Source organism: Neobacillus cucumis (genome assembly GCF_023715505.1).
Genome location: NZ_JAMBOH010000004.1, coordinates 1 through 24,256, shown reverse-complemented (window position 1 = coordinate 24,256; position 24,256 = coordinate 1). Strand labels below are relative to the sequence as shown.

Annotated in this window: 16 protein-coding genes, 17 tRNA genes and 2 rRNA genes; 5 read left to right on the top strand and 30 right to left on the bottom strand. The window is 38.5% G+C overall.

What is annotated here, in order from left to right:
* Window positions 1-19: 19 nt before the first annotated feature.
* Both gndA and uxaC read right to left on the bottom strand, forming a co-directional pair.
* Window positions 20-1,432 (bottom strand): NADP-dependent phosphogluconate dehydrogenase, encoded by a 1,413-nt coding sequence (gene gndA / locus M3226_RS07450; RefSeq protein ID WP_251564016.1) that lies wholly within the window; start codon window positions 1,430-1,432, stop codon window positions 20-22.
* Between the two features lie 139 nt (window positions 1,433-1,571).
* Window positions 1,572-2,975, bottom strand: coding sequence for a glucuronate isomerase (gene uxaC, locus M3226_RS07445; protein ID WP_251564014.1), 1,404 nt, complete (start codon window positions 2,973-2,975; stop codon window positions 1,572-1,574).
* 274 nt (window positions 2,976-3,249) lie between these two features.
* On the opposite strand from uxaC, the gene M3226_RS07440 reads away from it, so the two are divergent.
* The gene (locus M3226_RS07440; RefSeq protein ID WP_251564012.1) at window positions 3,250-4,449 is read left to right on the top strand and encodes an ROK family transcriptional regulator; all 1,200 of its coding nucleotides are present in this window, start codon (window positions 3,250-3,252) and stop codon (window positions 4,447-4,449) included.
* Window positions 4,450-4,565: 116 nt separating this feature from the next.
* Here the strand turns inward: M3226_RS07440 and M3226_RS07435 are convergent, their stop codons facing one another.
* On the bottom strand, window positions 4,566-5,978 hold the full coding sequence (locus M3226_RS07435; RefSeq protein ID WP_251564009.1) for an MFS transporter: 1,413 nt from the start codon (window positions 5,976-5,978) through the stop codon (window positions 4,566-4,568).
* Window positions 5,979-6,349: 371 nt separating this feature from the next.
* Window positions 6,350-7,753 (bottom strand): MFS transporter, encoded by a 1,404-nt coding sequence (locus M3226_RS07430; protein ID WP_251564007.1) that lies wholly within the window; start codon window positions 7,751-7,753, stop codon window positions 6,350-6,352.
* Between the two features lie 346 nt (window positions 7,754-8,099).
* Between M3226_RS07430 and M3226_RS07425 the strand changes: the two genes are divergently transcribed.
* The 3 genes from M3226_RS07425 (at window position 8,100) to M3226_RS07415 (ending at window position 12,169) form a co-directional block, all read left to right on the top strand.
* On the top strand, window positions 8,100-8,759 hold the full coding sequence (locus M3226_RS07425; protein WP_251564004.1) for an FMN-dependent NADH-azoreductase: 660 nt from the start codon (window positions 8,100-8,102) through the stop codon (window positions 8,757-8,759).
* Between the two features lie 475 nt (window positions 8,760-9,234).
* Window positions 9,235-10,764, top strand: coding sequence for a diguanylate cyclase domain-containing protein (locus M3226_RS07420; protein ID WP_251564002.1), 1,530 nt, complete (start codon window positions 9,235-9,237; stop codon window positions 10,762-10,764).
* Window positions 10,765-10,897: 133 nt separating this feature from the next.
* Window positions 10,898-12,169, top strand: coding sequence for a sensor histidine kinase (locus M3226_RS07415; RefSeq protein WP_251564000.1), 1,272 nt, complete (start codon window positions 10,898-10,900; stop codon window positions 12,167-12,169).
* Between the two features lie 26 nt (window positions 12,170-12,195).
* On the opposite strand, the gene M3226_RS07410 is transcribed toward M3226_RS07415, so the two are convergent.
* From M3226_RS07410 to queG, 7 genes are all read right to left on the bottom strand, one after another.
* On the bottom strand, window positions 12,196-13,182 hold the full coding sequence (locus M3226_RS07410) for a CAP domain-containing protein (protein WP_251563998.1): 987 nt from the start codon (window positions 13,180-13,182) through the stop codon (window positions 12,196-12,198).
* A 286-nt stretch (window positions 13,183-13,468) separates the two neighbouring features.
* The gene (yhbH, locus tag M3226_RS07405; RefSeq protein ID WP_098529663.1) at window positions 13,469-14,638 is read right to left on the bottom strand and encodes a sporulation protein YhbH; all 1,170 of its coding nucleotides are present in this window, start codon (window positions 14,636-14,638) and stop codon (window positions 13,469-13,471) included.
* Window positions 14,639-14,929: 291 nt separating this feature from the next.
* Window positions 14,930-16,825 carry a PrkA family serine protein kinase gene (locus tag M3226_RS07400; protein ID WP_144568398.1) on the bottom strand — a complete coding sequence of 632 codons (1,896 nt, stop codon included), beginning with the start codon at window positions 16,823-16,825 and terminating at the stop codon, window positions 14,930-14,932.
* 546 nt (window positions 16,826-17,371) lie between these two features.
* Window positions 17,372-18,121 carry an oxygen-insensitive NADPH nitroreductase gene (nfsA, locus tag M3226_RS07395; protein WP_251563996.1) on the bottom strand — a complete coding sequence of 250 codons (750 nt, stop codon included), beginning with the start codon at window positions 18,119-18,121 and terminating at the stop codon, window positions 17,372-17,374.
* A gap of 59 nt (window positions 18,122-18,180) precedes the next feature.
* Window positions 18,181-18,654: a tRNA (uridine(34)/cytosine(34)/5-carboxymethylaminomethyluridine(34)-2'-O)-methyltransferase TrmL gene (trmL, locus tag M3226_RS07390; RefSeq protein ID WP_251563994.1), complete on the bottom strand. Its 474-nt coding sequence runs from the start codon at window positions 18,652-18,654 to the stop codon at window positions 18,181-18,183.
* A 64-nt stretch (window positions 18,655-18,718) separates the two neighbouring features.
* The gene (locus M3226_RS07385; RefSeq protein ID WP_251563992.1) at window positions 18,719-19,600 is read right to left on the bottom strand and encodes an amidase domain-containing protein; all 882 of its coding nucleotides are present in this window, start codon (window positions 19,598-19,600) and stop codon (window positions 18,719-18,721) included.
* A gap of 85 nt (window positions 19,601-19,685) precedes the next feature.
* The gene (gene queG, locus M3226_RS07380; RefSeq protein ID WP_251563990.1) at window positions 19,686-20,819 is read right to left on the bottom strand and encodes a tRNA epoxyqueuosine(34) reductase QueG; all 1,134 of its coding nucleotides are present in this window, start codon (window positions 20,817-20,819) and stop codon (window positions 19,686-19,688) included.
* 110 nt (window positions 20,820-20,929) lie between these two features.
* Here queG and M3226_RS07375 point away from each other — a divergent pair, with 110 nt between their 5' ends.
* Window positions 20,930-21,601 carry a B3/B4 domain-containing protein gene (locus M3226_RS07375; protein WP_251563988.1) on the top strand — a complete coding sequence of 224 codons (672 nt, stop codon included), beginning with the start codon at window positions 20,930-20,932 and terminating at the stop codon, window positions 21,599-21,601.
* Between the two features lie 167 nt (window positions 21,602-21,768).
* On the opposite strand, the gene M3226_RS07370 is transcribed toward M3226_RS07375, so the two are convergent.
* From M3226_RS07370 to M3226_RS07280, 19 genes are all read right to left on the bottom strand, one after another.
* Window positions 21,769-21,842: transfer RNA gene (locus M3226_RS07370), tRNA-Gly, on the bottom strand.
* Window positions 21,843-22,108: 266 nt separating this feature from the next.
* Window positions 22,109-22,189: transfer RNA gene (locus M3226_RS07365), tRNA-Leu, on the bottom strand.
* 21 nt (window positions 22,190-22,210) lie between these two features.
* A tRNA-Leu gene (locus M3226_RS07360) sits at window positions 22,211-22,296 on the bottom strand.
* Between the two features lie 33 nt (window positions 22,297-22,329).
* A tRNA-Cys gene (locus M3226_RS07355) sits at window positions 22,330-22,403 on the bottom strand.
* Window positions 22,404-22,411: 8 nt separating this feature from the next.
* Window positions 22,412-22,486 (bottom strand) — tRNA-Gly (locus M3226_RS07350).
* A gap of 4 nt (window positions 22,487-22,490) precedes the next feature.
* Window positions 22,491-22,565: transfer RNA gene (locus M3226_RS07345), tRNA-Gln, on the bottom strand.
* A gap of 25 nt (window positions 22,566-22,590) precedes the next feature.
* Window positions 22,591-22,666, bottom strand: a tRNA-His gene (locus M3226_RS07340).
* Between the two features lie 11 nt (window positions 22,667-22,677).
* Window positions 22,678-22,751, bottom strand: a tRNA-Trp gene (locus tag M3226_RS07335).
* Window positions 22,752-22,756: 5 nt separating this feature from the next.
* Window positions 22,757-22,841 (bottom strand) — tRNA-Tyr (locus M3226_RS07330).
* Between the two features lie 28 nt (window positions 22,842-22,869).
* A tRNA-Thr gene (locus M3226_RS07325) sits at window positions 22,870-22,945 on the bottom strand.
* A gap of 13 nt (window positions 22,946-22,958) precedes the next feature.
* A tRNA-Phe gene (locus tag M3226_RS07320) sits at window positions 22,959-23,034 on the bottom strand.
* A gap of 6 nt (window positions 23,035-23,040) precedes the next feature.
* A tRNA-Asp gene (locus M3226_RS07315) sits at window positions 23,041-23,117 on the bottom strand.
* A 3-nt stretch (window positions 23,118-23,120) separates the two neighbouring features.
* Window positions 23,121-23,194 (bottom strand) — tRNA-Met (locus M3226_RS07310).
* Between the two features lie 21 nt (window positions 23,195-23,215).
* Window positions 23,216-23,291: transfer RNA gene (locus M3226_RS07305), tRNA-Val, on the bottom strand.
* A gap of 35 nt (window positions 23,292-23,326) precedes the next feature.
* Window positions 23,327-23,401: transfer RNA gene (locus tag M3226_RS07300), tRNA-Glu, on the bottom strand.
* A 10-nt stretch (window positions 23,402-23,411) separates the two neighbouring features.
* Window positions 23,412-23,503: transfer RNA gene (locus M3226_RS07295), tRNA-Ser, on the bottom strand.
* A 6-nt stretch (window positions 23,504-23,509) separates the two neighbouring features.
* Window positions 23,510-23,584: transfer RNA gene (locus tag M3226_RS07290), tRNA-Asn, on the bottom strand.
* A gap of 11 nt (window positions 23,585-23,595) precedes the next feature.
* Window positions 23,596-23,712 (bottom strand): 5S ribosomal RNA (rrf, locus tag M3226_RS07285).
* A gap of 250 nt (window positions 23,713-23,962) precedes the next feature.
* A 23S ribosomal RNA gene (locus M3226_RS07280) occupies window positions 23,963-24,256 on the bottom strand; the annotation flags it as partial.

Sequence of the window (24,256 nt, the reverse complement as noted above, 5' to 3'; positions counted from 1 at the left end):
CACTTAACAAAAGAAGTCCTTATTCCATCCAGTTTGTATGGAATACGCCTTCTTTATCAACACGTTGATACGTATGAGCACCAAAGTAGTCACGCTGAGCTTGCAAGAGATTTGCAGGAAGAGTTTCAGTGCGGTAGCTGTCATAATAAGCAATTGCACTTGCAAATGATGGAACTGGAATACCACGCTCAATCGCCACTGCAATGACTTGACGTAACGCCTGTTGATAGTTCTCTACAATATCCTTGAAGTATGGATCTAATAAAAGGTTTGAAAGTTCTGAATCACGGTCGTATGCATCTTTGATTTTTTGTAGGAATTGAGCACGGATGATACAGCCTCCGCGGAAAATCATCGCAATATCCCCGTAACGAAGATTCCAGTCATATTCTTCAGATGCAACACGCATTTGGGCAAAACCTTGTGCATACGAGCAAATTTTACTCATGTATAAAGCTTTACGAACAGCTTCAATTAATTCTTCTTTGCTTCCCTCAAATGGCTTAACCTCTGGTCCGGTTAATACTTTACTTGCTTTTACACGCTCTTCTTTCATTGCTGAGATAAAGCGAGCGAAGACTGATTCTGTGATAATTGGAAGTGGCACCCCTAAATCTAGGGCATTTTGGCTTGTCCACTTACCAGTACCTTTTTGGCCTGCAGTATCTAGGATTACATCTACCATTGGTTTACCTGTGTCTTCGTCTACCTTTGTAAAGATATCTGCAGTAATTTCGATTAAGTAGCTATCTAATTCGCCTTTATTCCATTCAGAAAATACATTATGCAGCTCTTCTGCACCTAACCCAAGAACATTTTTCAAAATAAAATAAGCTTCGGAAATTAATTGCATATCTCCATATTCAATTCCATTATGAACCATTTTCACATAATGACCTGCGCCGTTTGGTCCAATGTAGGTGCAGCATGGATCGCCCTCAACCTTAGCTGAAATAGCTTCTAAAATAGGCTGTACTAATTCATATGCTTCTTTATTCCCGCCAGGCATAATGGATGGTCCTTTAAGAGCCCCTTCTTCTCCTCCGGAAACACCTGTACCAATAAAATGGAAGCCAGCATTGGCTAATTCTTTGTTACGTCTAATTGTATCTTGGAAGAATGTGTTTCCTCCATCAATTAGGATATCGCCTTCTTCAAGGTATGGTTTTAAAGAATCAATTGTTGCATCAGTAGCGGTACCAGCTTTAACCATTAATAAAATTTTACGCGGCTTTTCTAAGGAATTCACAAATTCCTCTACTGTATGAGCACCAACAAAGTTTTTTCCTTCAGCCTCATTCTTTAAGAATGCATCTGTTTTATCGTAAGAGCGGTTAAAAACAGCTACTGAATATCCACGGCTTTCAATATTTAAGGCCAAGTTCTTTCCCATTACTGCTAAACCAATTACACCGATTTGTTGTTTTGACATACTATCCCTCTTTCCTTGTTGTTATTCTTTATAGATAACCATATTCTTACCCTTATGACAATAAAAAAGTTCTTATTTTTCTAATTAACATTAGATCAAGAAGAGGCCCCCTATACAGGACCTCAATCAGACCTGCACCTTAGCGTTTCAAAAAGAATCGTTCGGCATTATCATAGCAAATATTCCGAACCATTTTCTCCATGTGATTCATATCGTTTGGTGCTAACCCTTTTTCTACCCAATCGCCAAGGATGTTACATAAAATTCGACGGAAATAGTCATGACGTGCATATGAGAGGAAACTGCGAGAATCTGTCAGCATACCAATAAAATGGCTTAGTACACCCACATTTGCAAAATCCTTCATTTGTCTTTCCATACCATCGATATGGTCAACAAACCACCAGCCAGAACCTAATTGGACCTTCCCAGGAACACCTTCTTCATAGAAGTTCCCCATCATCCCGGCTAATACGACATTATCTTTTTGGTTCAAGTTAAATAAAACAGTTCTTGGAAGTGCTTTTTCTTGATCAAGGGCATCAAGGAATCGAGATAAGCCCTCCGCCATATTAGCTTCTCCAACTGAATCAAATCCTACATCTGTTCCAAGCAATTCTTTCATTCTTGTGTTATTGTTCCGCATGGCTCCCATATGAAGCTGCATAACCCACTGCTTTTCAGCATACATTTTCCCAAGTTCTTTTAAGAGGAAAATACGATAAGCAGTCAATTCTTGATTTGAAAGTTGTTCACCGCTTACACGTTTATTGAAAATGGCTTCAACCTCTTGCTTAGTTGTTTCTACATACTCCATTTTTTGAATATCATGGTCAGAGGCACGGCCCCCATTTTGATGAAAATACTCAACTCGTTGTTTCAATGCTGCTAAAAACCCATCTAAGGAATCTGTTTTTATGCCTGAAACATTAGCCAATTTTTCAAGCCAGCTTGTGAAAGTTGGACGTTCAATAAAAAGCGCACCATCCGGACGGAATGTTGGAGCAATCATTGTGTTAAAAGTTTCATCATTTTTCAATAATTGATGGTATTCTAAAGTAGAAATTGGATCATCAGTTGTGCCGATAAACTTTACGTTTGATCTCTCAATTAGCCCTCTTGCACTGAAGTCAGGCTTCTGTAATTTTTCATTACATTCTTCCCAAATTTCCTGAGCTGTTTCTGGACTTAATACCTTATCAATTCCGAAGAAAATTTTTAATTCTAAGTGAGTCCAATGATAAACAGGGTTGCCTATTAAATGAGGAACCGTTTCTGCCCACTTTTCAAACTTTTCCCAATCACTCGCATCACCTGTAATGTAGCGCTCGCCAATGCCGTGCATCCGCATAGTTCTCCACTTATAATGATCTCCACCCAGCCAAATCTGAGTTATATTTTCATATGACTTGTTTTCCCATACTTCTTTAGGATCCAAGTGACAATGGAAATCAAAAATAGGTGCCTCGGCTGCGGCTTTATCATAAAGCTTAATCGCGGTCTTTGTATCAAGCAGAAAGTGCTGATCCATAAAATTTTTCATTGAAATTCTCTCCTTTTACTTTAAATTCATATCCTTAGCTTGCCCAGTGTAAACCCTTACAGAATTGCTAATAAATCTTTTTTTTATAACTAAAGTTAACCCACTTCTTTAATTTGTTTAATAAACAAATTAATTACATAGATAATTTATCATGTTTAATATGTTTAGTCAATTAACTATTTAGTAATTAATTGAATTATAACGGTCATTTGTTAAAAAGAACTGATATAATAGGAATATACACAAAAGGAAATGCCCGAAATGGAGGATATAAATGGTTACCGGTGATGCGGCATACATAAAGAAAATTAATCGTTCTCTCATTATTAGAGAAATAGTTAAAGAAGGCATGATATCAAGAGCCGATTTATCCAAATCCACTAACCTGACGAGAGCCACCATCTCAGCCCAGGTAGCAGATCTATTAGAAGAAGGGCTCATTATTGAGACCCATCTTGAGCATTATACGGTTGGAAGAAAACCGATTATGCTCTCGTTAAATGGACATGCTGGCTACGCACTTGGGATTGATCTGGATTATGGAGAAATTTCATTTACAATATCAGATCTTCTTGGTTGTCCTATCTCATCAAATAGTGTCAAAATAAATACTACTAACTATAAAGACATTCTTCTGATGCTGATTGAACAAATCAAAAAATTCAAAGCAAATTTTAACGATAGCCGCTATGGGATTGTTGGAATTGTTATCGCAATTCATGGTTTGGTATCCAAAGAAGAGATCATACACTATGTTCCGCGTCTGAAATGGCATGAAATGAATTTAAAAAGTGATTTAGAAAGAGAAGTCGGTATCCCGATTCATCTTGAAAACAATGCCAATCTCAGCTCCTTTGCAGAGCGTGTATTTGTATATCATGAAACAGACAATTTATTATGTGCAACCCTTTATTCAGGAATCGGTCTTGGTATGATGATGAATAATGAGTTTTTCCGAGGTCATGAAGGGTATGCAGGAGAAATTGGTCATATGATTGTCGTTCCTGGAGGTAAGCAGTGTAATTGTGGAAATAAAGGATGCTGGGAAAAATATGCATCAGAATCAAGTATTTTTGAATATCTGACCAAAAAAAGGCAGATTGAGAATTTAACTTATGAACAAATCCAAGAATGGCTAAATGAAGGCGATGAAGAACTACGCGAAGAAATGGAGCAATTTATTTTCTATTTATCAATTGGATTGAATAATATGATTAACATGTATAACCCGGATATAATTGTGCTTGATAGTAAACTTCTGCGTATGTACCCGGATTCTCTCAAGAAAATAAGAGCTAATCTGAACTCATCTATCAGTCATTACCGTGAATTGAGAATTTCATCAATTGGCAGAAAATCAAGCATTCTTGGAGCCTGCGCCCTTGCGATCAAGCAATTTCTGGATGTTCCCATGTTAAATTTACCTTTTCATTTGAAAACAGACAAAGATGGAAGCGCCATCATAAATTCCTAAGACGACCATCATAATATAAAAACTCCCTTTAGCTTAAGGGAGTTTTTATATGAAAAACCCCGATTAGGAATTGAATCGGGGCTCAACAGAATTAATTTGATCATCTCACTAGTTTTTTAAATTTGTTCTTCTCTTTTTTCAGCTAAGTCAATTACAAGTTGGTTTGTACGTTTTTTCGTTAATGGGTAAAAGAATACTAAAATCAAAAAGATCAAGAGATAGATGAATGCAGGTACTAATGTAGCTAATGTATGAATACCATGAAGTGCGCTTCCAGTCTGCTCTGGAAGCTTTGCATTGTATCCCACTGCTGCAATCGCAATACCACCAATACCCCCAGCAATTGCTTGCCCTACTTTACGTGCAAATGAATAGACAGAGTAAACGGTACCATCTTCTCGTAAACCTGTTAAATATTCATGATAATCGATTACATCGGTTACAAATGCCCAAATTACAATATTGAAGAATCCATACCCAAACATCCCCACTGCTGAAATGATAATAAATTGGGTTGCTGTCAATTCTGGCAAGAAATATAGTAGTCCATAAACAATAAATGCTATTGCCATACCAACTGCTGCCATTTCCTTTTTACCATATTTCGCAACAAAAGGTTTTACTAAGGGAATGGCAATAAATACTGCAACAGCTTGAACGAACCCTATTATACTTAATGCTGAAGCGTTACCAAAATAATCTTTAAACAAATATACATTAACCGCACCAATCAACATCGTACATAGCATAAGAAGCAACGAAGCAAAAAGGATAGATATTAATGGCTTATTTTTCCCAAGACCTTTTAATGATTTACCTAAATTCGCCTTTTTCCCTTTAGTTTCAGGCATAATAATACGCTCTGTCGTTAATTTATAGCAAGCAATGTAACAAGAGATAGAAAGTAAGCCAAAAAGAATTGCTCCTAATAGAAAACGGTTTGCATCAGCCTTATTGTCCACAAATAAAATCAGTGGTCCAACAACATTAATGATTAGACTTGCGAGCATACTCCCCATCGTCCTAAATGTGGATAATGCTGTCCGCTCAACGGGATCCCCAGTAATGACTGACGCCATTGAGCCGTATGGAATATTTACTGTACTGTATAATGTTCCCCATAGTATATAGGTGATAAAAGCATAAGCCATATAAGCCCCATCTGACATGCCTGGTATCTTTACGAACATTAACACACCTGAGAGTACAAGTGGTAGGGACATTCTAAAAATCCATGGCCTGAATTTTCCGTTTTTCCCTGTTTTTCTTGTATCAATAAAGCGCCCCCACGTAACATCAGCTACAGCATCCCATATTCGAGCAACCAAAAAAAGTATTCCCACAGTTGCTGCACTAATACCTAAAATATCGGTGTAATATACCATTAAGAAAGAGCTTACAAGAATAAAAAAGAAATCGTTACCGAAATCACCAAACAAATAACCAATTTTATCCCGCATTCCAAACCTTCTGAATGCAACCTTTGCTTCTACCGTTTCTTCTTCCCATTTTCTAGCTGTCTGACTCATTTTTACCCCTCCATTTTAAAGGAATTACATGTAAAATCCTTTTCAAATACCTGCAAAAAATGATTTTTAATTTTTCCCTAAAAAATTAATTTTAATTCGGGCTAATTAGTTTGTTTAATAAACTAATTAATCGTTTTCATTAGTAGGATATCACTATCGACAAATTTCGTCAATACTTTTGTGAAAGCGGTTATGCCTGAAATTATTGAATTATTCACAGAGAGTAAAATTAGTGGTTATTACAATATAGAAGAACACAACTACCTTTGTAATCGGCACCAACTTTTAAACACTTTTTACTTCGGAGCAATTTTGACGCAATTAAAAAAGATAGCTAAAGGATCTTAGCTATCTTCATCATGGTTTATAAATTAATTTTTGCCTTTTCTCTTTTCAGCTAAATCAATTGTAAGTTGTGCTGTACGCTTTTTGTTCAATGGATAACAGAACACAATGATTAGGAACACAATAGCTAGTGTGATTGCAGGTACTAAAGTTCCAAGTGTGTGAATTCCCTGTAGAGTACCAGACGATTGTGCTTGAAGAGTTGAATTATATCCTACTGCAGCAATCACAGCGCCACCTAAGCCTCCAGCAACGGCTTGACCAATTTTACGAGCCATTGAGTAGATGGAGTAAACGGTTCCATCTTCACGCAGACCAGTTAAATACTCATGATAATCGATAACATCTGTAACGAAAGCCCAAATGACAAGGTTGAAGATACCATAACCAAACATGGCAATTGTTAGGACCCCAATAAATTGTGTTGCTGTTAAATTTGGAAGGAAATATAAGAGAGCATATATAATAGTTGCAAGTAATAAACCACCTGAAGCCACTTCTTTTTTACCAAATTTTGCAACTAATGGTTTAACCATTGGCATACCAACAAATACAGCCACTGATTGAAGAAGTCCAACCATACTTAATGCTTTAGCGTTTCCAAAATAATCTTTAAATAGGTAAACGTTTACAGTACCAATTAACATGAAACAAATCATGAACAATAAGGAAGCAATAAGGAACCACATTAACGGTCTGTTTTTGACTAGACCTTTCATTGTTTGTCCAAAGTTCATCTCTGATTTTGTTGATTCATCCATCACAATTCGTTCAATTGATAATTTATAGCAAGCGATATAACAAGCGAGTGCAAGTACACCAAAAATAATTGCACCTAGTAAGAAGTGATTAGCATCTGCTTTATTGTTAACAAACAAAATCATAGGACCAACTACGTTAATGATTAAACCTGCTAAGTTTCCACCCATCGTTCTCCAACTTGATAGTGTTGTACGTTCAACAGGATCGCCTGTGATAACAGATGCCATTGAGCCATAAGGAATATTAACCGTACTATACAATGTTCCCCATAAGATATACGTTACATATGCATAAGCCAGATAAAATCCATTAGACATACCAGGGATGTGTACAAACATTAACACACCAACAATAACAAGTGGAAATGACATTCTTAAAATCCATGGCTTAAATTTTCCATTTTTCCCAGCTTTTCTTGTATCAATGAAACGTCCCCAAGAAACGTCTGCTACTGCATCCCACAAACGTGCGATTAGGAATAGCCCGCCTACTGTAGCCGGATTTAGATGGTAGATATCCGTATAGAATACCATTAAGAATGATGCTACAAGAATAAAAAAGAAATCATTCCCCCAGTCACCAAACATATAACCTAGTTTATCTTTCATACCAAACTTTCTGAACTCAGCTGTTGGTTTTGTTTCTACTTTTTGTGCCAATTGACCCATTTTTTTCCCCTCCATAATGTTCTTAAGTGTTGAGCTTGTGAATTGGAAACCTTTTCAAAAATACTAAAATAAATATATAAATTGCATCTCGAGATTCCATTAATTAGTTTATTGAACTAACTAATTAATGTACTCTTATCTTACCACCCGTTATATAGAGAGTCAACATGTTTTTGTAAGCGTTTGTATAATAAATTTTGCCAATCTTTTAAATGTCTTTTCACGTTCTCAAGCGTCTCCATGTCACTTAATATTCATGAACTTCACCAATTGTTCAATATTAACGAACCGTATTTTTTCTATAATTGAGGTAATAAGTAATATTAACTATGAAGGTTGGGATAATATGAAAAAATTACTATATGTAACTGCAAACCCGAAAGGTTTAGAGAAATCAAAAGGGTTAAAAATTGGTGAAGCGTTTCTAGAAGTATTTCAGGCAGAACGTCCGGATGTAGAGATTAACAGAATAGATTTGTTTGCGTTTGAATTTCCGCAAATGGATGCCGATTTGGTTTCAGCTAGAGGAAAGTTGGCCGGTTATGGATATACACTTGATCAACTGTTAGATTCGGAAAAAGAAAAAATTTTAAAGATGCATGCTCTTGCAGATGAGTTTATTACGTATGACTATTATGTATTCGTTTCCCCTATGTGGAATTTGAATTCTCCTGCAATTTTAAAAGCTTATATAGATAATTTATTCATTTCTGGAAAAACTTTTGTCCATACTGCTAATGGCCCTAAAGGTCTGTTATCTAATAAGAAGGCCATTCATATTCAAACAAGAGGCGGCCAGTATACTGGAACACCTTTGCAAGAATTGGAGTCGGGGGATCGATATTTAAAAATTGCCCTCCGTTTCTTAGGAATGGAAGTAAGTGATACACTTGTAGCAGAAGGTTTTGATTTAAATCCGCAAAGAGTACCTGAGCTACTGGAACAAGGAAAAAGATATGCACGAATAGCAGCAAAAGAATTTGCGAAAGAATTGGTTCAAGTGTAGTACGGCGAAAGCAGGGACAAAGACTAGTCGCCCTTAATGCGTACAGAAAGCGGTAGCTTTCTGTAGCCAAGCATAAGACGAGCCGGCCGAAAGTTGTTTTTTAACCTTTTAGACGGATTGACCTAAATGTGGAGGCGACTGCCCTGGGACTCTTGGCTAAGACGGCCCCTGCAAGAAGGCGTTTTTTCCTTCTTCAGGGGATGGCTAGACTTGCGTCCCAAGGAGCGGCAACTGGATAAGCTGTAGACCATCGAGGGGCTAGGCGCTGGAGCTAGACAATTCTCAAAGTTAAAAACTTTTATACTTTCTTGTATAGGATAGCTTCCTTTTTGAAGGAAGCTTTTTTATTTCTCTTTGTTTTCCTGACTGCTTTGTTAAAAATACCAAAATTATAGTATAATTGGAATGCTTTATCATTATTCCATAAAACTATGGTACCATAACATTCACTTCTATTTTATTACGGAGAATTTACATGCTCAAAGACTTTGTCTCAAATGCAGCACTCTTAATCGCTTCTTTTTCTATAATGGGTGTGTTATTTAAAGACAAGCCATTATATCCAACCTCACCCATCTCCTCTAAGATTTACTGGGGGATATGTTTTGGAATTCTGGGAAATGTTTTAATGTCGTTTTCTATACAAGTTAGTCCGAACATTTATGCTGATTTACGCCACTTAGTGGTAGTGATTGCAGGAGCGTTCGGCGGGTATATTCCGGCAATTATTGCAGCAATTCTAATCGCTTTCGGAAGAATTATACTATTTGGTTTCAACAGTTCTGCTATTCTTCCTGCCAGTGGGGCATTTTTGACAGGAATTGTTTGCGGTGTTATTTCAAACTTAAACATTCATCGTACCGCAAAAGCTTTTATAATGAATCTATGCGGTTTAATGATTATTTCAATTATCTTTATGATCCGTATTGATAATACAGAAATCCTTAGAAATGTGTTAACCATGCATTATCTTATTTCATTAGCAGGTGGTTTGTTTGGATATCATTTTTTTGTATTTGTCATCGGTTCGAATGAGACTCAAAGTCAATTAAAACATAGCCTTATCAGGGTAAAAGAAACCGAAGAACGCTTTCGTTTACTTGCGGAGTATTCCAGTGACATGATTACCATGCACAATGATCAAGCAGAATATATTTACATATCACCAGCTGTAAGAGAGGTTATTCAATTTGAATATCCCGAGCTTTTAGGAAAAAGATTAGAGACCTTTATTCATCCTGACGATGTTGAACGAACAAGTAACATGTTCGAGAGAGCACTCCAAAAAGGTTCAGCCGAATCTACTTATCGCTGCCGTTCCAAGTTTGGTGACTATGTTTGGATAGAATCAACTTTAAAAAGTGTTCCTTATCAAGAAGAAGGTGAGAAAAAAGTCATCATTGTTTCAAGAAATATTACAAAAAGAAAGCTAACTGAACAAAAGCTCCAAGAAGCGAATGAACTGCTAAACCGATTATCCTATATGGATGGGTTAACAGGAATCGCTAATCGCCGTTTTTTCGATGAAGCCCTTCTCTGCGAATGGTCTAATGCACTGGACAATCATGCACCAATTACGTTAGTTATGTTTGATATAGATTACTTTAAAAAATACAATGATACATATGGTCATTTAAAAGGAGACTGGTGTTTACAGAAGATTGCTCAATCAGTTAATCAGTTGTATCCAGAACATTCACGAGATACTTTTTGTCGATATGGCGGTGAAGAATTTGCACTGATTTTGCCTTCTGCAGACAAAGGGAAGGGGCTGCAAGCAGCACAGCAGATAAAAGATACGGTTCATTCACTCAAAGTACCTCATAAAAGTTCAGAAATAGCAGATATCATTACTTTAAGCATTGGCATTGCCACCATGTATCCTACCAATTCACTACCTCCCGATTCATTAATTAAAGAAGCTGATTCTGCTTTATACCTATCTAAAACAAGAGGCAGAAATACCATTTCTATAAACGATAAACCTGGAAGGTTTCCAATGTGAAACGCTTCTAGGTTTGTTTTTTTTATATTAACTATAAATATGTCACTTTTTCAAAATATTTTGCGAATTTTGTTGTAACTTGCCAACTTTAAATGTAAAATTTTCCTATGAGCTCAATTTGGATGGTGAGAAAATGGAAATCACGAAACACCTTTTCTTCAATCTTTCTCTTATGATTATTTTACTATTTGTTGGTTTATTATATCTTGAAAAAAGTAAAAAATTCTCCCTATCAAAGCCCTCTTATATAGGATTGTTTATTTTAACAATATGGTTATGTATTCAATTTTCCTACGCACCTGTTTCATATGCTAGATTTGATTTACGAATGATTCCTATAGTTCTTGGCGGTTTATATGTCGGTATCGGGCCTATACTGATCGGAGCCATGGTCGCTATAAGAGGATTTTATGGAATCAATATTGGCTTTTGGCAAACCCTGGCTCTTTATATTCCACTTGCCTTTATCCTATGGCGCTTCCACCCTTGGTTTTTTAAACAAGCTCCCGCTCGGCGAATTTTATGTACCATATGCATGGGAATGATCCTTGGTATAGTGACAGTGCTGGGTATGAGTTTTGATGATGCTCCGCTCAACCTTGTTGATGCATGGTTTGCTTATCTTGTAATCCCATCTTTTGGTATTGGCATCATTTCCTATGGAATTGAATTTATCAGAAAGACTAACGAGATGCAGCAAGAGCTTATTAAAGCGGAGAAATTAAAGGCAGTTGAGCAAATGGGGGCTGCTATCTCCCATGAAATTAGAAATCCACTAACAGCGGCAAGTGGATTTGTTCAACTGTTGCAAGACGATTATTTATCAAGACAAAAAAGAAAGGAATACCTAGCAATCGTTAAGGAAGAATTATTTTCGGCTGAGAGGGTTATTCAGGATTATCTGACATTTGCAAAACCCGCACTGGAATCTCTTGAAGAACTTAATGTAAAAAGCGAACTCCGGCAAATTATCAGTATTCTGCAGCCTCTAGCAAACCAAAACTCAGTTGAAATTATCACTGACTTTTCCATAATAGGATTTGTTAAAGGAGATGGACAAAAGTTTAGACAATGCTTTGTAAACGTTCTGAAGAATGCGATAGAATCAATGCCACATGGCGGATATTTACATGTTTCTACTGAATATAGTCAAAACGATGTAACCATTAAGGTGAAAGATACCGGAGTTGGAATGTCTCCCCAGCAGCTTGAAAGGTTAGGGGAACCATTTTATTCCACTAAAGGAAAAAATGGCACTGGCTTGGGCATGATGGTGGTTTATAGCATTGTCAGAGCTATGGATGGATCCATATGGGTGGAAAGTGAGGTTGGAAAAGGAACCACTTTTAACTTTGAATTCCCAACCATTCCGATGAAAGGAATTAAACAAACCGGCAGACTTTAAAATCTGTCGGTTTGTTTTTCTATTTCTTACTTACCAATAAACATCTGGGACCAGTTTTTCCCCGTTTGTTCAAATCCAACCCCAATATGTGTAAAGTTAGCACTTAAAATATTTTTACGGTGGCCTTCACTATTCATCCAAGCGGTTACTACCTCTTGCGGTGTTCGTTGTCCTTGAGCAATATTTTCACCTGCAGACTTATAAGTGACGCCAAAGTCTCTCATCATGTCAAATGGAGATCCGTAGGTGGGACTGGTATGTGAAAAATAATGATTTTGCTGCATATCCACTGCCTTCTTTTGAGCCACACCACTAAGCTGTGTATCGGCTTTTAAGGCTGGCAAACCATTTTTAGTTCTCTGTTGATTGGTAAGATCTATAACCTGTTGAACATATTGACTTACAGATCCTGACGTTACCGTATTATTTTGATTTTGTGCGGCACCACTTGGTGCTTGGGTCTGCTGCTGTCTAGGTACAGGTGTTGCCTGTTGGGCAGGTGCTTGGTTCGGTGCCTGCCGTGTTGTTTGCTGTTGAGCTGGTGCCTGTGCTGCGGGTCTTTGTTGCTGTGTATTTGTTTGTCCTGGTTGAATAAAGCCAAATTGGAACCAGTTTTTTTGTCTAGGGTCGACGGTAATGTACTGATATTTTGCATCCCTTACTAAAACAGCCTGTGTATGTGGATATTGACTACTATTTAAGTTAGTGTAATAGGAGGAAACCGTATCATCGTTATTTTTTTTGATCTTCCGCTTATCATTATAGCGATTTGTATCTAAATCCGGTTCATTATTGTTACGGTTTGAATAATCCTCTGTAAGTGGTCCGTTATGATCAATGCCATTATCTCGATTGTTACGAACATTTACAATCCGATTATTTCTGTCATTTGTATCAAATCCGACACGATTGTCTGTTCGGTCATTTATATCATTACGGTTATCATTATTACAAGCAGCGAGTCCCATAGTAAGGAATGCTGTTAATAATAACCCAACTGGTTTTTTTATCAATGGTAATACCCCCTCTTTTAAAATGTTCTTGCTTTTTTATTGTTGATTATTTTAGGGAAAGTATTATTGGTAATGTCTGAAAACCGAAAAGCGTAAGCGCCTTGAACAGGGGCGACAGGCATAAGACGAGCCGACGAGAAGGCTGCACTTTTGCCTTCTTGGCGGATTGGCTTATGGACCCCGAGCCACTAGGCGCTGCAGCTAGACAATCCTCAAAGCCATTTTTACTCTATTTTATTTATCGCACAACGCAAAAAAATGACAGGAGCATTCTCCTGTCATTTTTTTAAGCGTATAATTTCGATTCTTCTTTTTGGAAAAAGCTTTTCATCGCATGGAAAACATCTGCTTTTTGTTTGAGTATATAATATCGGAACTGTTCATCCTTGATATTTTTATAGGCTGACATTAATGTGGAATGGCGATTATATTGATTTACTTCTCCGTATCCGAACATGTTGGATACTTTCATTAATTCTTCTACAAGCTTCACGCATCTGGCATTGTCGGATGTTAAGTTATCACCGTCAGAAAAGTGGAATGGATAAATGTTGAATTTCCGTGGATTATATTTAGCGTCAATGATTTCTAAGGCTTTTCGATAGGCGGATGAACATATGGTTCCACCGCTTTCCCCTTTAGAGAAAAAGTCTTCTTCTGTAACTACTTTTGCCTCGGTATGATGAGCAATAAATTCAATTTCTACTGTTTCGTATTTTGTTCGTAAAAAGCGTGTCATCCAGAAGAAAAAGCTTCGGGCCATATATTTTTCCCAAATCCCCATACTGCCGCTCGTATCCATCATCGCTATTACCACTGCTTTTGAATCAGGTTTCACTACTTCATTCCATGTTTTAAATTTTAAATCATCCTTGTAAATTGGATGGAAGGCAGGCTTGCCACTCATCGCATTTCGCTTAAAAGCCGACATCATCGTACGTTTTTTATCAATGTTTCCCATTAATCCGGTTTTTCGGATATCATTGAACTCAATATTTTCTACTAGATGTTCTTGTTCCTCTTTTTTCTTTAGGTTTGGCAGCTCTAGTTGCTTAAATAGTGCTTCCTCTAGTTCCATTAAAGATACTTCTGCTTCAAAATAGTCTTCTCCTGCTTGATCACCTGCACCCTGACCCTTTCCTGGCCCCTTTTGCCCGCTCGAACCGTCTCTTGCTACTACGTCACCGACTTGACTCTCACCGTCACCTTGGCCCACGTGTTTGTTTTTGTCATAATTATAACGAATCTTATATTCGTCCAATGAACGAATTGGAATTTTTACCATATCGCGGCCATTAGACATAATAATACTCTCTTCTGTAATTAATTCTGGAAGATTGTTGCGAATTGCCTCCTGGACTTTTTCTTGATGGCGCTGTTGGTCATCGTGGCCTTTACGGTGGAGGGACCAATCTTCTCTAGAAATCACAAATTGATGGTTATCGACAGTCACTATAAACCCCTCCTTATTAAATTAAAAATTTACTCCATACTGCACAATTTTTTAACAAATACATAAAATAACGCGAATGAAAAAAATCAATTAAATGATGGATTACTTTATCCTATGCAGAAGTAGCGAATAATTTACAAATAATTTTGACAATTGGTTGATTGCCTATTAATTGGACAAGATAAACACATCGAGAAATCTTTGTATAAAAGATTGAATTAATAGAGATTATTTATTGGAAAAAAAGAGACTGACAGTGTTTTATCTGCCAGTCCGTACTATTTTAAACCCGAATTATCTGTTTAGTAAGCTTCCTACATAGCGAAGTAGTTCATTTGCTGATGTCGAATTATAGCCATGTTCATCAATTAAGCGTGCGACAACATCATTAATTTTCTTCAATTGCTGCTCATCTGGTGTCTTAGATGAAGTGGTAATCTTAACAACGTCCTTAAGGTCAGCAAATAATTTCTTTTGAATCGCTTCCCTGAGCCTGTCATGGGAATTGTAATCAAACCGCTTGCCTTTTCTGGCAAAAGCAGAAATCCTGATTAAAATTTCTTCCCTGAAGGCTTTTTTAGCATTTTCAGAGATACCGATTTGCTCCTCAATCGAACGCATTAGCTTTTCATCCGGATTTATTTCTTCCCCTGTTAACTGATCACGCAGCTTTGCTTTATTGCAGTAAGCCTCAACGTTATCAAGGTAATTATCCATTAATGTTTTAGCTGATTCTTCATAGGAGTATACAAACGCCTTTTGCACTTCGTTTTTGGCAATATTGTCATATTCTTTCCGCGCTAATGAGATGTAATTCATATACCGATCTCGCAGCTCAGCCGTAATTGATGGATGCTGGTCAAGTCCGTCTTTTAACGATCTTAATACATCTAAGGCATTAATGGACGGTACTTCTTTACGAATGATGGTCGATGAAATGCGATTAATAACATAACGAGGGTCTATTCCACTCATCCCTTCATCTGGATACTCGCGTTTCAGTTCTTCCACATCTGCCAAATTAAATCCTTCTACATTCTCACCGTCGTAGAGACGCATTTTTTTCAGCAGGTCAATATCGCCCTTTTTCGGTTCCTTTAAGCGGGTTAAGATTGTAAACATCGCAGCAACCTTTAACGTATGCGGTGCAATGTGAACATCCGAAACATCACTCTCATTAATCATCTTTTCATAAATTCTTTCTTCCTGTGACACCTTTAAATTGTAAGGAATCGGCATCACAATAATCCTAGAATGAAGTGCTTCATTTTTCTTATTAGAAATAAAGGAACGGTATTCTGTTTCGTTCGTGTGAGCAACAATTAGCTCATCAGCACTAATTAGGGCAAACCTGCCTGCTTTAAAATTCCCCTCTTGAGTTAGTGACAATAAATGCCAGAGGAATTTTTCGTCACACTTCAACATCTCTTGAAATTCCATCATCCCTCGGTTCGCCTTATTTAGTTCGCCATCAAAGCGATAGGCCCTCGGATCTGATTCTGAGCCATATTCTGCAATGGTCGAGAAATCAATACTTCCTGTTAAATCAGCAATATCCTGAGATTTTGGGTCAGACGGACTAAAGGTTCCTATACCAGTCCGTTTATCTTCTGAGAAGAATATTCTTTCCACTAAAACATCTTCAATTCTACCGCCATATTCCTGTTCTAAGCGCATCATGTTTAATGGAGATAAGTTTCCTTCAATCCGAATTCCATATTCTTCAAAGAAGTCTGCCCGCAAATGATGTGGAATTAAATGCAAAGGATCTTCATGCATCGGACATCCTTTGATGGCAAATACGGAACCCCTATCCGTATGGGAGTAGTTTTCTAACCCTCTTTTTAACATAGTTACAAGGGTAGATTTACCTCCGCTCACCGGACCCATTAATAGTAAGATTCGCTTTCTTACGTCGAGCCTTTTGGCAGCAGGATGGAAGTATTCTTCAACAAGCCTTTCTAGCGACTCTTCTAAGCCAAATAGTTGATTACTAAAGAAATTATACTGCTTCGTCCCTTTAACTTCTTCAATTCCAGCATCCCTGATCATATTATAAACTCGAGAATGTGCAGATTGTGCTACCCACGGCTTTTCCTTCAACAACAATAAATAGTCAGCGAATGTTCCTTCCCAGCGAAGTTTTTCCTCTTCTTCACGGTACCTCTCGATTTTTTTTAAAATGTCCATATGGCCCTCCCCCTGTAGGTTATCAGAGACGATTAATATACTCTATGCACAAAAAGACTTGAACATGCGTAACCATTTCGAGATATTGTCTATCTTTTTATTTCATTAAAAGGAATATTGCTCTTTTCATTTTAAAATCTTAGGCTATAATAAAATTGTATGTGTCAGAAAAGCGTCCGTTTAGCAGGTTCCACTAATCAAGTAGTCCTTTAGCTAAACAATCTATTTAAAAACGGGACAAAGGGGGCAGTACATAACATGAATACTTTCATCGTTATTTTAGTAATGGTTACCTTTTTGGCAGCCATCTTCACAGCGGGGTATAACGACAAACCTGGTACTAATAAATAAGAAAAACTCAAGCGCCTTGGTCAGCCCCTGACAAGCACAAGACATGCCGGCCGAAAGGTTGCCTTTTAACCTTTTGGACGGCTTGTCTGTAGACCATCGAGGGGCTAGGCGCTGGAGCTGGACAATTCTCGAAGTTAAAACTTTTATACTTTCTTATCTCGTAAAAAATGACTGCCATTTGCTGGCAGTCATTTTTTAGTGTAAATCGAGCTTATTTTTTTGAATAAACTCCTTCATATACATCCTATTTTGTTTCGAAAGCATATAGCCGATTTGTTCGGTCCACCGATCTTTTCTTTGCCCGTTTGTTCTTGTCTCATAATAATCTGAAATCAACTGGTCATATTCATCTAGTTGACGATTATATCTCTCCATATCCTGTTCATATTGATCGACTTGAAAAACATGTTCTAGCGGAAGTCTTGGCTTTTTATCCGTGATATGGGACGGATAGCCCACAGCAAGTCCAAACAATGGAATCACGCGGTCCGGCAGGTTTAAAAGTTTTTTCACTTCTTCCAAGTTATTGCGAATTCCGCCTATGTAACATATTCCTAACCCTAAAGATTCCGCAGCAATCGCAGCATTTTGTGCAGCCAAGGATGTATCAATCAGAGCTACCATAAATTTTTCGGTACTCTGAAGCGATGGGTCCACGTTTTTATGCACCTTTTCCCCAATTATCGTATGTCGGTAAAGATCTGCACAAAAAACAAAAAAGTAGCCATTTTTCTCTACATATTCTTGGTTTCCTGTTAATTCAGCTAATTTTTTCTTCTTTTCTTTATCTTTTACACCAATAATGGAGTATGCCTGAATAAAACTCGATGTTGCTGCTGCCTGGGCACATGATACAATTGTGTGAATTTGCTCGTCCGTTAAAGGCTTATCCTCAAAGTGGCGAATCGAGCGATGGTTGAGAATGGTCGAGATTACATCTTTCATAGTAAAAATCCTTTCTTTTTAGCAGAAGGAGGCCTTTACTGTTGGCCTCCCATACTAATTTATTTTAGATTTGGATAATCCTGTTGACGTAATGCTTCATAAATAACAATCGCAGCTGTATTTGAAAGATTTAATGAACGGATATTTTCATTCATTGGAATTCTTAATGCGGTTTCAAGATTATTTTGAATAATATTCTTTGGAAGACCTGTGGTTTCACGCCCGAAAATGAAATAATAATCCTCTGCGGTATCACTATAATCGAAATTAGTAAATTGTTTTTGTCCTAATTTCGTTATATAAAAAAAAGCACCACCAGCATTTTTTTCATAGAATTCATCTAGAGAATCGTAATAAGTGATATTTACATGTTCCCAATAGTCTAGACCTGCCCTTTTTAGCATCTTATCATCCGTAGAAAATCCTAAAGGGCGAATTAGATGTAAATGAGCGTTCGTTCCTGCACAAGTCCGAGCAATGTTACCTGTATTAGAAGGTATTTGTGGTTGATATAATACTACGTGTATAGCCAAAAGGATTCACCCCATATTAAAACTCTAAAAGCAATTATACCACTCTGACCTGTGCTTTCAAGAATCATTCATCGATGATGGAATAAAACTTATATTTGATATTTGGAGTATAGGCTGATGAATCCTCATAGGCCCAGTATCGCATCCGGCTATTATAGGTATGGGCATTTACTAAAGGCATCCCGTTAGCATCCTTACCAGCAACAAGAGTGTTATGATTGAACCTTCCATCCCCTTCAAAATCATAACAAATGACATCTCCCAAAATTAACTGGTCCGGGCTGCTGACTTCTTTTGCCCGAAGGCCGCTTCTTGAATTGGATAAATATAGCCTTAAAGAATGGGCTACGGCCCAGCTGTAGCTCCAGTTATTATGTTGCAGCCACCAGCCTGCATCCCGCTTTGGATAGCCCCGCATCGGAGCTCCCCCAGCGTAAAGGCATTGAGAGATAAAGTTGGTACAATCATTCTGAAACTTTTTATAAGCAGGATTATAACTATTCCACCAGCGTTCTGCATATTGAACTGCTTTTAATCGATTATATTCATAGCTTAGCCGTTCGTCTTGGTTCTCATAAGCCAAGATGCTAGTATCTGTTTGTGGAATATCATCTTGCACTAGGTTCGGTTTAATTTCCTCATCCATTACTAAGGAATTTTTGTAAAACTTGGCTAACCTTTCTTCTAGTTCCTCTTCCATATAAAGTGTTCCATTTTGTTTAATTAAATATTGGTAGTGGGCTAGATATTTGACCGTTTGAAACTCATCCTCCTTAGACTCTTCGATGATTTTTCCTGCCGCTTTTACTTTTACAATCTCTGCAGATCGTTTAGCTGCGGAATCCTGTTTTATTTCAGCCTTTGGAAAAAATATTTTATGACTTCGCTTATTAGAAACAAATTGATTTACCCGTTTTTCAAATAAGTCTTGAAGTAAATGCTGCAAAACCAATCCACCCCTTTCCCTTCATACATATGAAAGAAGGTTGGATTTAACAATTAAAAAAGAGCAAAACCAATTGGCATGCCCTTTATTTGTTATAAAAATTTAAGCCCTTTTCTATTTCTGATTGGACCTCGATATCTGTTTCTAGTTCTTTTGCTTTTCTTAAGGCCGTATAAGCTGATTCACCGCCGATTTTCCCAAGCGCCCAAGCCGCCGTCCCTCTAGTGACCGGACTAGCTTCTTTTTCTAAGACGTCAATTAAATCGGGAACGGCACTTTCATCTTTAAAATGTGCTAGTGCGATAATAGCATTCCTCTGGATTGGCTTCTTTCCTCTCCAAGCCCCTGATATTGAACCGAACCTTTTTTTAAAATCACGATTGCTTAATTTAAGGATTGGTTTTAATAAGGGTTTTGCCACTACAGGATCGGGTTCCATTTCTTCATGGAAATGAAAGTTTTTACCCTTGTTTATCGGACACGCTGTTTGACATGAGTCACATCCATAAACACGGTTCCCTATTTTTTCTCGGAATTCATCGGGAATAAGCTCTTTTGTTTGTGTTAAAAAGGAAATGCAGCGATTGGAATTAATCTGACCGCCCTGAATTAAAGCACCAGTTGGACAAGCATCCAAACACATAGTACAAGAGCCACAATTGTCTTCAATCGGTGTATCCGCTTCGAAAGGTATATTCGTAATCATTTCTCCTAAATAAACGTAAGAGCCGAATTCCGGGGTAATAATGGAACAATTCTTACCACTCCAGCCGATCCCCGCTCTTTCTGCTACAGCCCGGTCAGAGAGTTCTCCTGTATCGACCATTGATTTTAACTTGGCATTAGGTATTTTACTTATGATAAATTCTTCAAGTTTAGTAAGCCGGTCTCGAAGAATATGATGATAGTCAAGCCCCCATGAAGCTCTGCTAAAGATTCCTCTTCTTTCTCCCTTTTTGCTTTCAACCCGTATTGTCATTTTCGCAGGGTAAGCAAGAGCAATGGAAATAATCGACTGAGCACCTTCCAGCAGTATCGCAGGGGTTACTCGCTTATCTATATCAGGCTCTTCGAAACCTGATTGGTAGCCTAGTTCCTGTTGTCTCAACAAACGGTTCTTTAATTGGGAAAATGGAGCCGCTGTAGTGAACCCAATTTTATCAATACCGATTTCTTTACTATAGGCAATAAGTTCTTTTTTTAATTCATGAATATCCAATGATATCTCCTCCTTCCGTCTTTGACTTTTTATTTATTTAGGTTGTTGAATTATTAGTTGCACATCTATTTATGATAAACTATTTTCATTAAATTTTGGAGGTGGAATCGTTGGAAATTCGTATTTCTGAGGAAATCTGTCAACTAATACCCGATTTTAAAATCGGTGTAATTGAATATAAAAATATAACGGTAAGCGATTCACCACAAATGGTGAAAGGCAGGCTCCAGCTTTTCCAAGAATCAATCTTTTTTGATTTGGAAAACAAGCAGCTAACAGACCTTCCCGGCATAAAGGAATGGAGAAATATTTTTAAAAAAACAGGAAAGGATCCTAACCGTTATCGTCATTCAGTTGAGGCACTATTTAGAAGGATACAAAAGCAAAATTATCTTTCTTCTATCCATAGTGCGATAGATATTAATAATTTTTTCTCCTTACAATATCAAGTTCCCATCGGTGTTTACGACTATGATTTGTTAAAAGCTCCTGTGGTGATTAGGATTGGGAAGGAGGGCGAGGCATACAACGGCTTGAACGGAAGGACCAACTCCATGGAGCATTTAATTATATCTTCCGATGGCAATGGACCATTTGGAAGTCCGTTTGTCGACTCTGGTAAGGCCCCTGTTACGATAAATACAAGGAATGCCTTGCAAATTATTTATCTGCGGCCTTCAACCAGTAACGAGAATGCTGCCAAGCTAACTGAATCCTTAATGAACATGTTTACACAAATACATGGAGGAGAAACTTCATATCAAATTGTTAGATGCCAATAATATTGGCATCTTTATGTTAGCTGTCAGTTGATTTGCTGCAGCCATTTATTCAATTTTATCCGCCGCCAGTGTTGCTCTTTTAAGCCAGTTATTGCTTCCTGTAAATATAAAAAAACGCAATGCATCATTCTCTTAATGTAACGATACACTGCGTTAGTTAATATGTATGGAGCGGGTGATGGGAATCGAACCCACTACATCAGCTTGGAAGGCTGAGGTTTTACCAGTAAACTACACCCGCATTTATGACAAAATATTGAACGAACTGACTTAATAAGTATTACACAAATTGATCCAAGGAGTCAAGTGATTTTCGCAAAATTTGTCGATTTCCCTCAAACTTGATATCCTGAAAGTTTTTTTATAAATATAAAATTTCTGCTAATCTATTCTATTTATCTAATGATTATTCCTATTTTAATAAAAATTACATCAGAGCTAATTTGAATTATAACAGAGAAAAACGTTTCCCATTAAATTGGAGAAACGTTTTTCTAAACTAACTAATACCGGTGGTCGGGGTCGAACCGACACTCCAGAGGAACACGATTTTGAGTCGTGCGCGTCTGCCAATTCCGCCACACCGGCGTATTAAGTTGTTTAAAGCAATGCCGAGGACCGGAATCGAACCGGTACGGTAGTCACCTACCGCAGGATTTTAAGTCCTGTGCGTCTGCCAGTTCCGCCACCCCGGCAAAATATAATGGCTATTGCTTATTTAAATATTTTGGAGGCGGCAACCGGATTCGAACCGGTGGTAAAGGTTTTGCAGACCTCTGCCTTACCACTTGGCTATGCCGCCGGATATTATGGAGCGGAAGACGGGATTCGAACCCGCGACCCCCACCTTGGCAAGGTGGTGTTCTACCACTGAACTACTTCCGCAAAATGGCTGGGCTAGCTGGATTTGAACCAACGCATGTCGCAGTCAAAGTGCGATGCCTTACCGCTTGGCTATAGCCCAATGCTTATTAAAATAGGTTATATTATGGGGCGACTGATGGGAATCGAACCCACGAATGTCGGAACCACAATCCGATGCGTTAACCACTTCGCCACAATCGCCACAATATAATTGGCAGGGGTAGTAGGAATCGAACCCACACCAAAGGTTTTGGAGACCTTCGTTCTACCTTTAAACTATACCCCTATAAATGGTGGAGGGGGACGGATTCGAACCGCCGAACCCGGAGGGAGCGGATTTACAGTCCGCCGCGTTTAGCCACTTCGCTACCCCTCCACTATATAAAAACAAATTTGCCAGCTTCTGGTGCCGGCGAGAGGACTTGAACCCCCAACCTACTGATTACGATTCAGTTGCTCTACCAGTTGAGCTACACCGGCAAAACCTTATAAATGGTGGCTCAGGACGGAATCGAACCGCCGACACAAGGATTTTCAGTCCTTTGCTCTACCGACTGAGCTACTGAGCCATCATATGGCGGTCTGGACGGGACTCGAACCCGCGACCTCCTGCGTGACAGGCAGGCATTCTAACCAACTGAACTACCAGACCAAATTGCGGGGACAGGATTTGAACCTGCGACCTTCGGGTTATGAGCCCGACGAGCTACCGGACTGCTCCACCCCGCGATAATAGAAACTAAAATATTATGGTGGAGGATGACGGGATCGAACCGCCGACCCTCTGCTTGTAAGGCAGATGCTCTCCCAGCTGAGCTAATCCTCCATTTAATATGAGTTTTTTCAATGTTATGAAAAAAATGGTGACCCCTACGGGATTCGAACCCGTGTTACCGCCGTGAAAGGGCGGTGTCTTAACCGCTTGACCAAGGGGCCAAATATATTATGGCGGAGAGCAAGGGATTTGAACCCTTGAGACAGGGTTACCCGCCTACACGATTTCCAATCGTGCTCCTTCGGCCACTCGGACAGCTCTCCATAAAATGGCTCCGCAGGTAGGACTCGAACCTACGACCGATCGGTTAACAGCCGATAGCTCTACCACTGAGCTACTGCGGAATAATATTACAGCCTGGCAACGTCCTACTCTCACAGGGACTCGCGTCCCAACTACCATCGGCGCTGAGAAACTTAACTTCCGTGTTCGGTATGGGAACGGGTGTGACCTTCTCGCCATTATTACCAGACTATTTATTCGACACTATTTTATTATAATGTCTTTTTCATATTTTGCAAGAGAAAATTTTATTTTTTTCATTCTCTCAAAACTAGATAATGTAGAAGAAACTTTATAAAAACCAGTTTATCACTCTTTACATGTCCAGCTCCGGCTCCTTGCCTCTCGAGTCGCTTCGCTTCTTCTGTCAAAGTCTATCGACTTTTCCGTCAGAAGTTCCAGCGCTTGTCGAGGCAGAACAGTCGCCTCCGCTTTTCGTTTTGGTTAAGTCCTCGATCGATTAGTATCAGTCAGCTCCACATGTCGCCACGCTTCCACCTCTGACCTATCAACCTGATCATCTTTCAGGGATCTTACTAGCTTGACGCTATGGGAAATCTCATCTTGAGGGGGGCTTCATGCTTAGATGCTTTCAGCACTTATCCCGTCCGCACATAGCTACCCAGCGATGCCTTTGGCAAGACAACTGGTACACCAGCGGTGCGTCCATCCCGGTCCTCTCGTACTAAGGACAGCTCCTCTCAAATTTCCTGCGCCCACGACGGATAGGGACC

Excerpts from the sequence above, each read along its gene's own strand:
- gndA (WP_251564016.1), bottom strand. The coding sequence starts at position 1,432 with ATGTCAAAACAACAAATCGGTGTAATTGGTTTAGCAGTAATGGGAAAG.
- uxaC (WP_251564014.1), bottom strand. The coding sequence starts at position 2,975 with ATGAAAAATTTTATGGATCAGCACTTTCTGCTTGATACAAAGACCGCG.
- M3226_RS07440 (WP_251564012.1), top strand. The coding sequence starts at position 3,250 with ATGGTTACCGGTGATGCGGCATACATAAAGAAAATTAATCGTTCTCTC.
- M3226_RS07435 (WP_251564009.1), bottom strand. The coding sequence starts at position 5,978 with ATGAGTCAGACAGCTAGAAAATGGGAAGAAGAAACGGTAGAAGCAAAG.
- M3226_RS07430 (WP_251564007.1), bottom strand. The coding sequence starts at position 7,753 with ATGGGTCAATTGGCACAAAAAGTAGAAACAAAACCAACAGCTGAGTTC.
- M3226_RS07425 (WP_251564004.1), top strand. The coding sequence starts at position 8,100 with ATGAAAAAATTACTATATGTAACTGCAAACCCGAAAGGTTTAGAGAAA.
- M3226_RS07420 (WP_251564002.1), top strand. The coding sequence starts at position 9,235 with ATGCTCAAAGACTTTGTCTCAAATGCAGCACTCTTAATCGCTTCTTTT.
- M3226_RS07415 (WP_251564000.1), top strand. The coding sequence starts at position 10,898 with ATGGAAATCACGAAACACCTTTTCTTCAATCTTTCTCTTATGATTATT.
- M3226_RS07400 (WP_144568398.1), bottom strand. The coding sequence starts at position 16,825 with ATGGACATTTTAAAAAAAATCGAGAGGTACCGTGAAGAAGAGGAAAAA.
- nfsA (WP_251563996.1), bottom strand. The coding sequence starts at position 18,121 with ATGAAAGATGTAATCTCGACCATTCTCAACCATCGCTCGATTCGCCAC.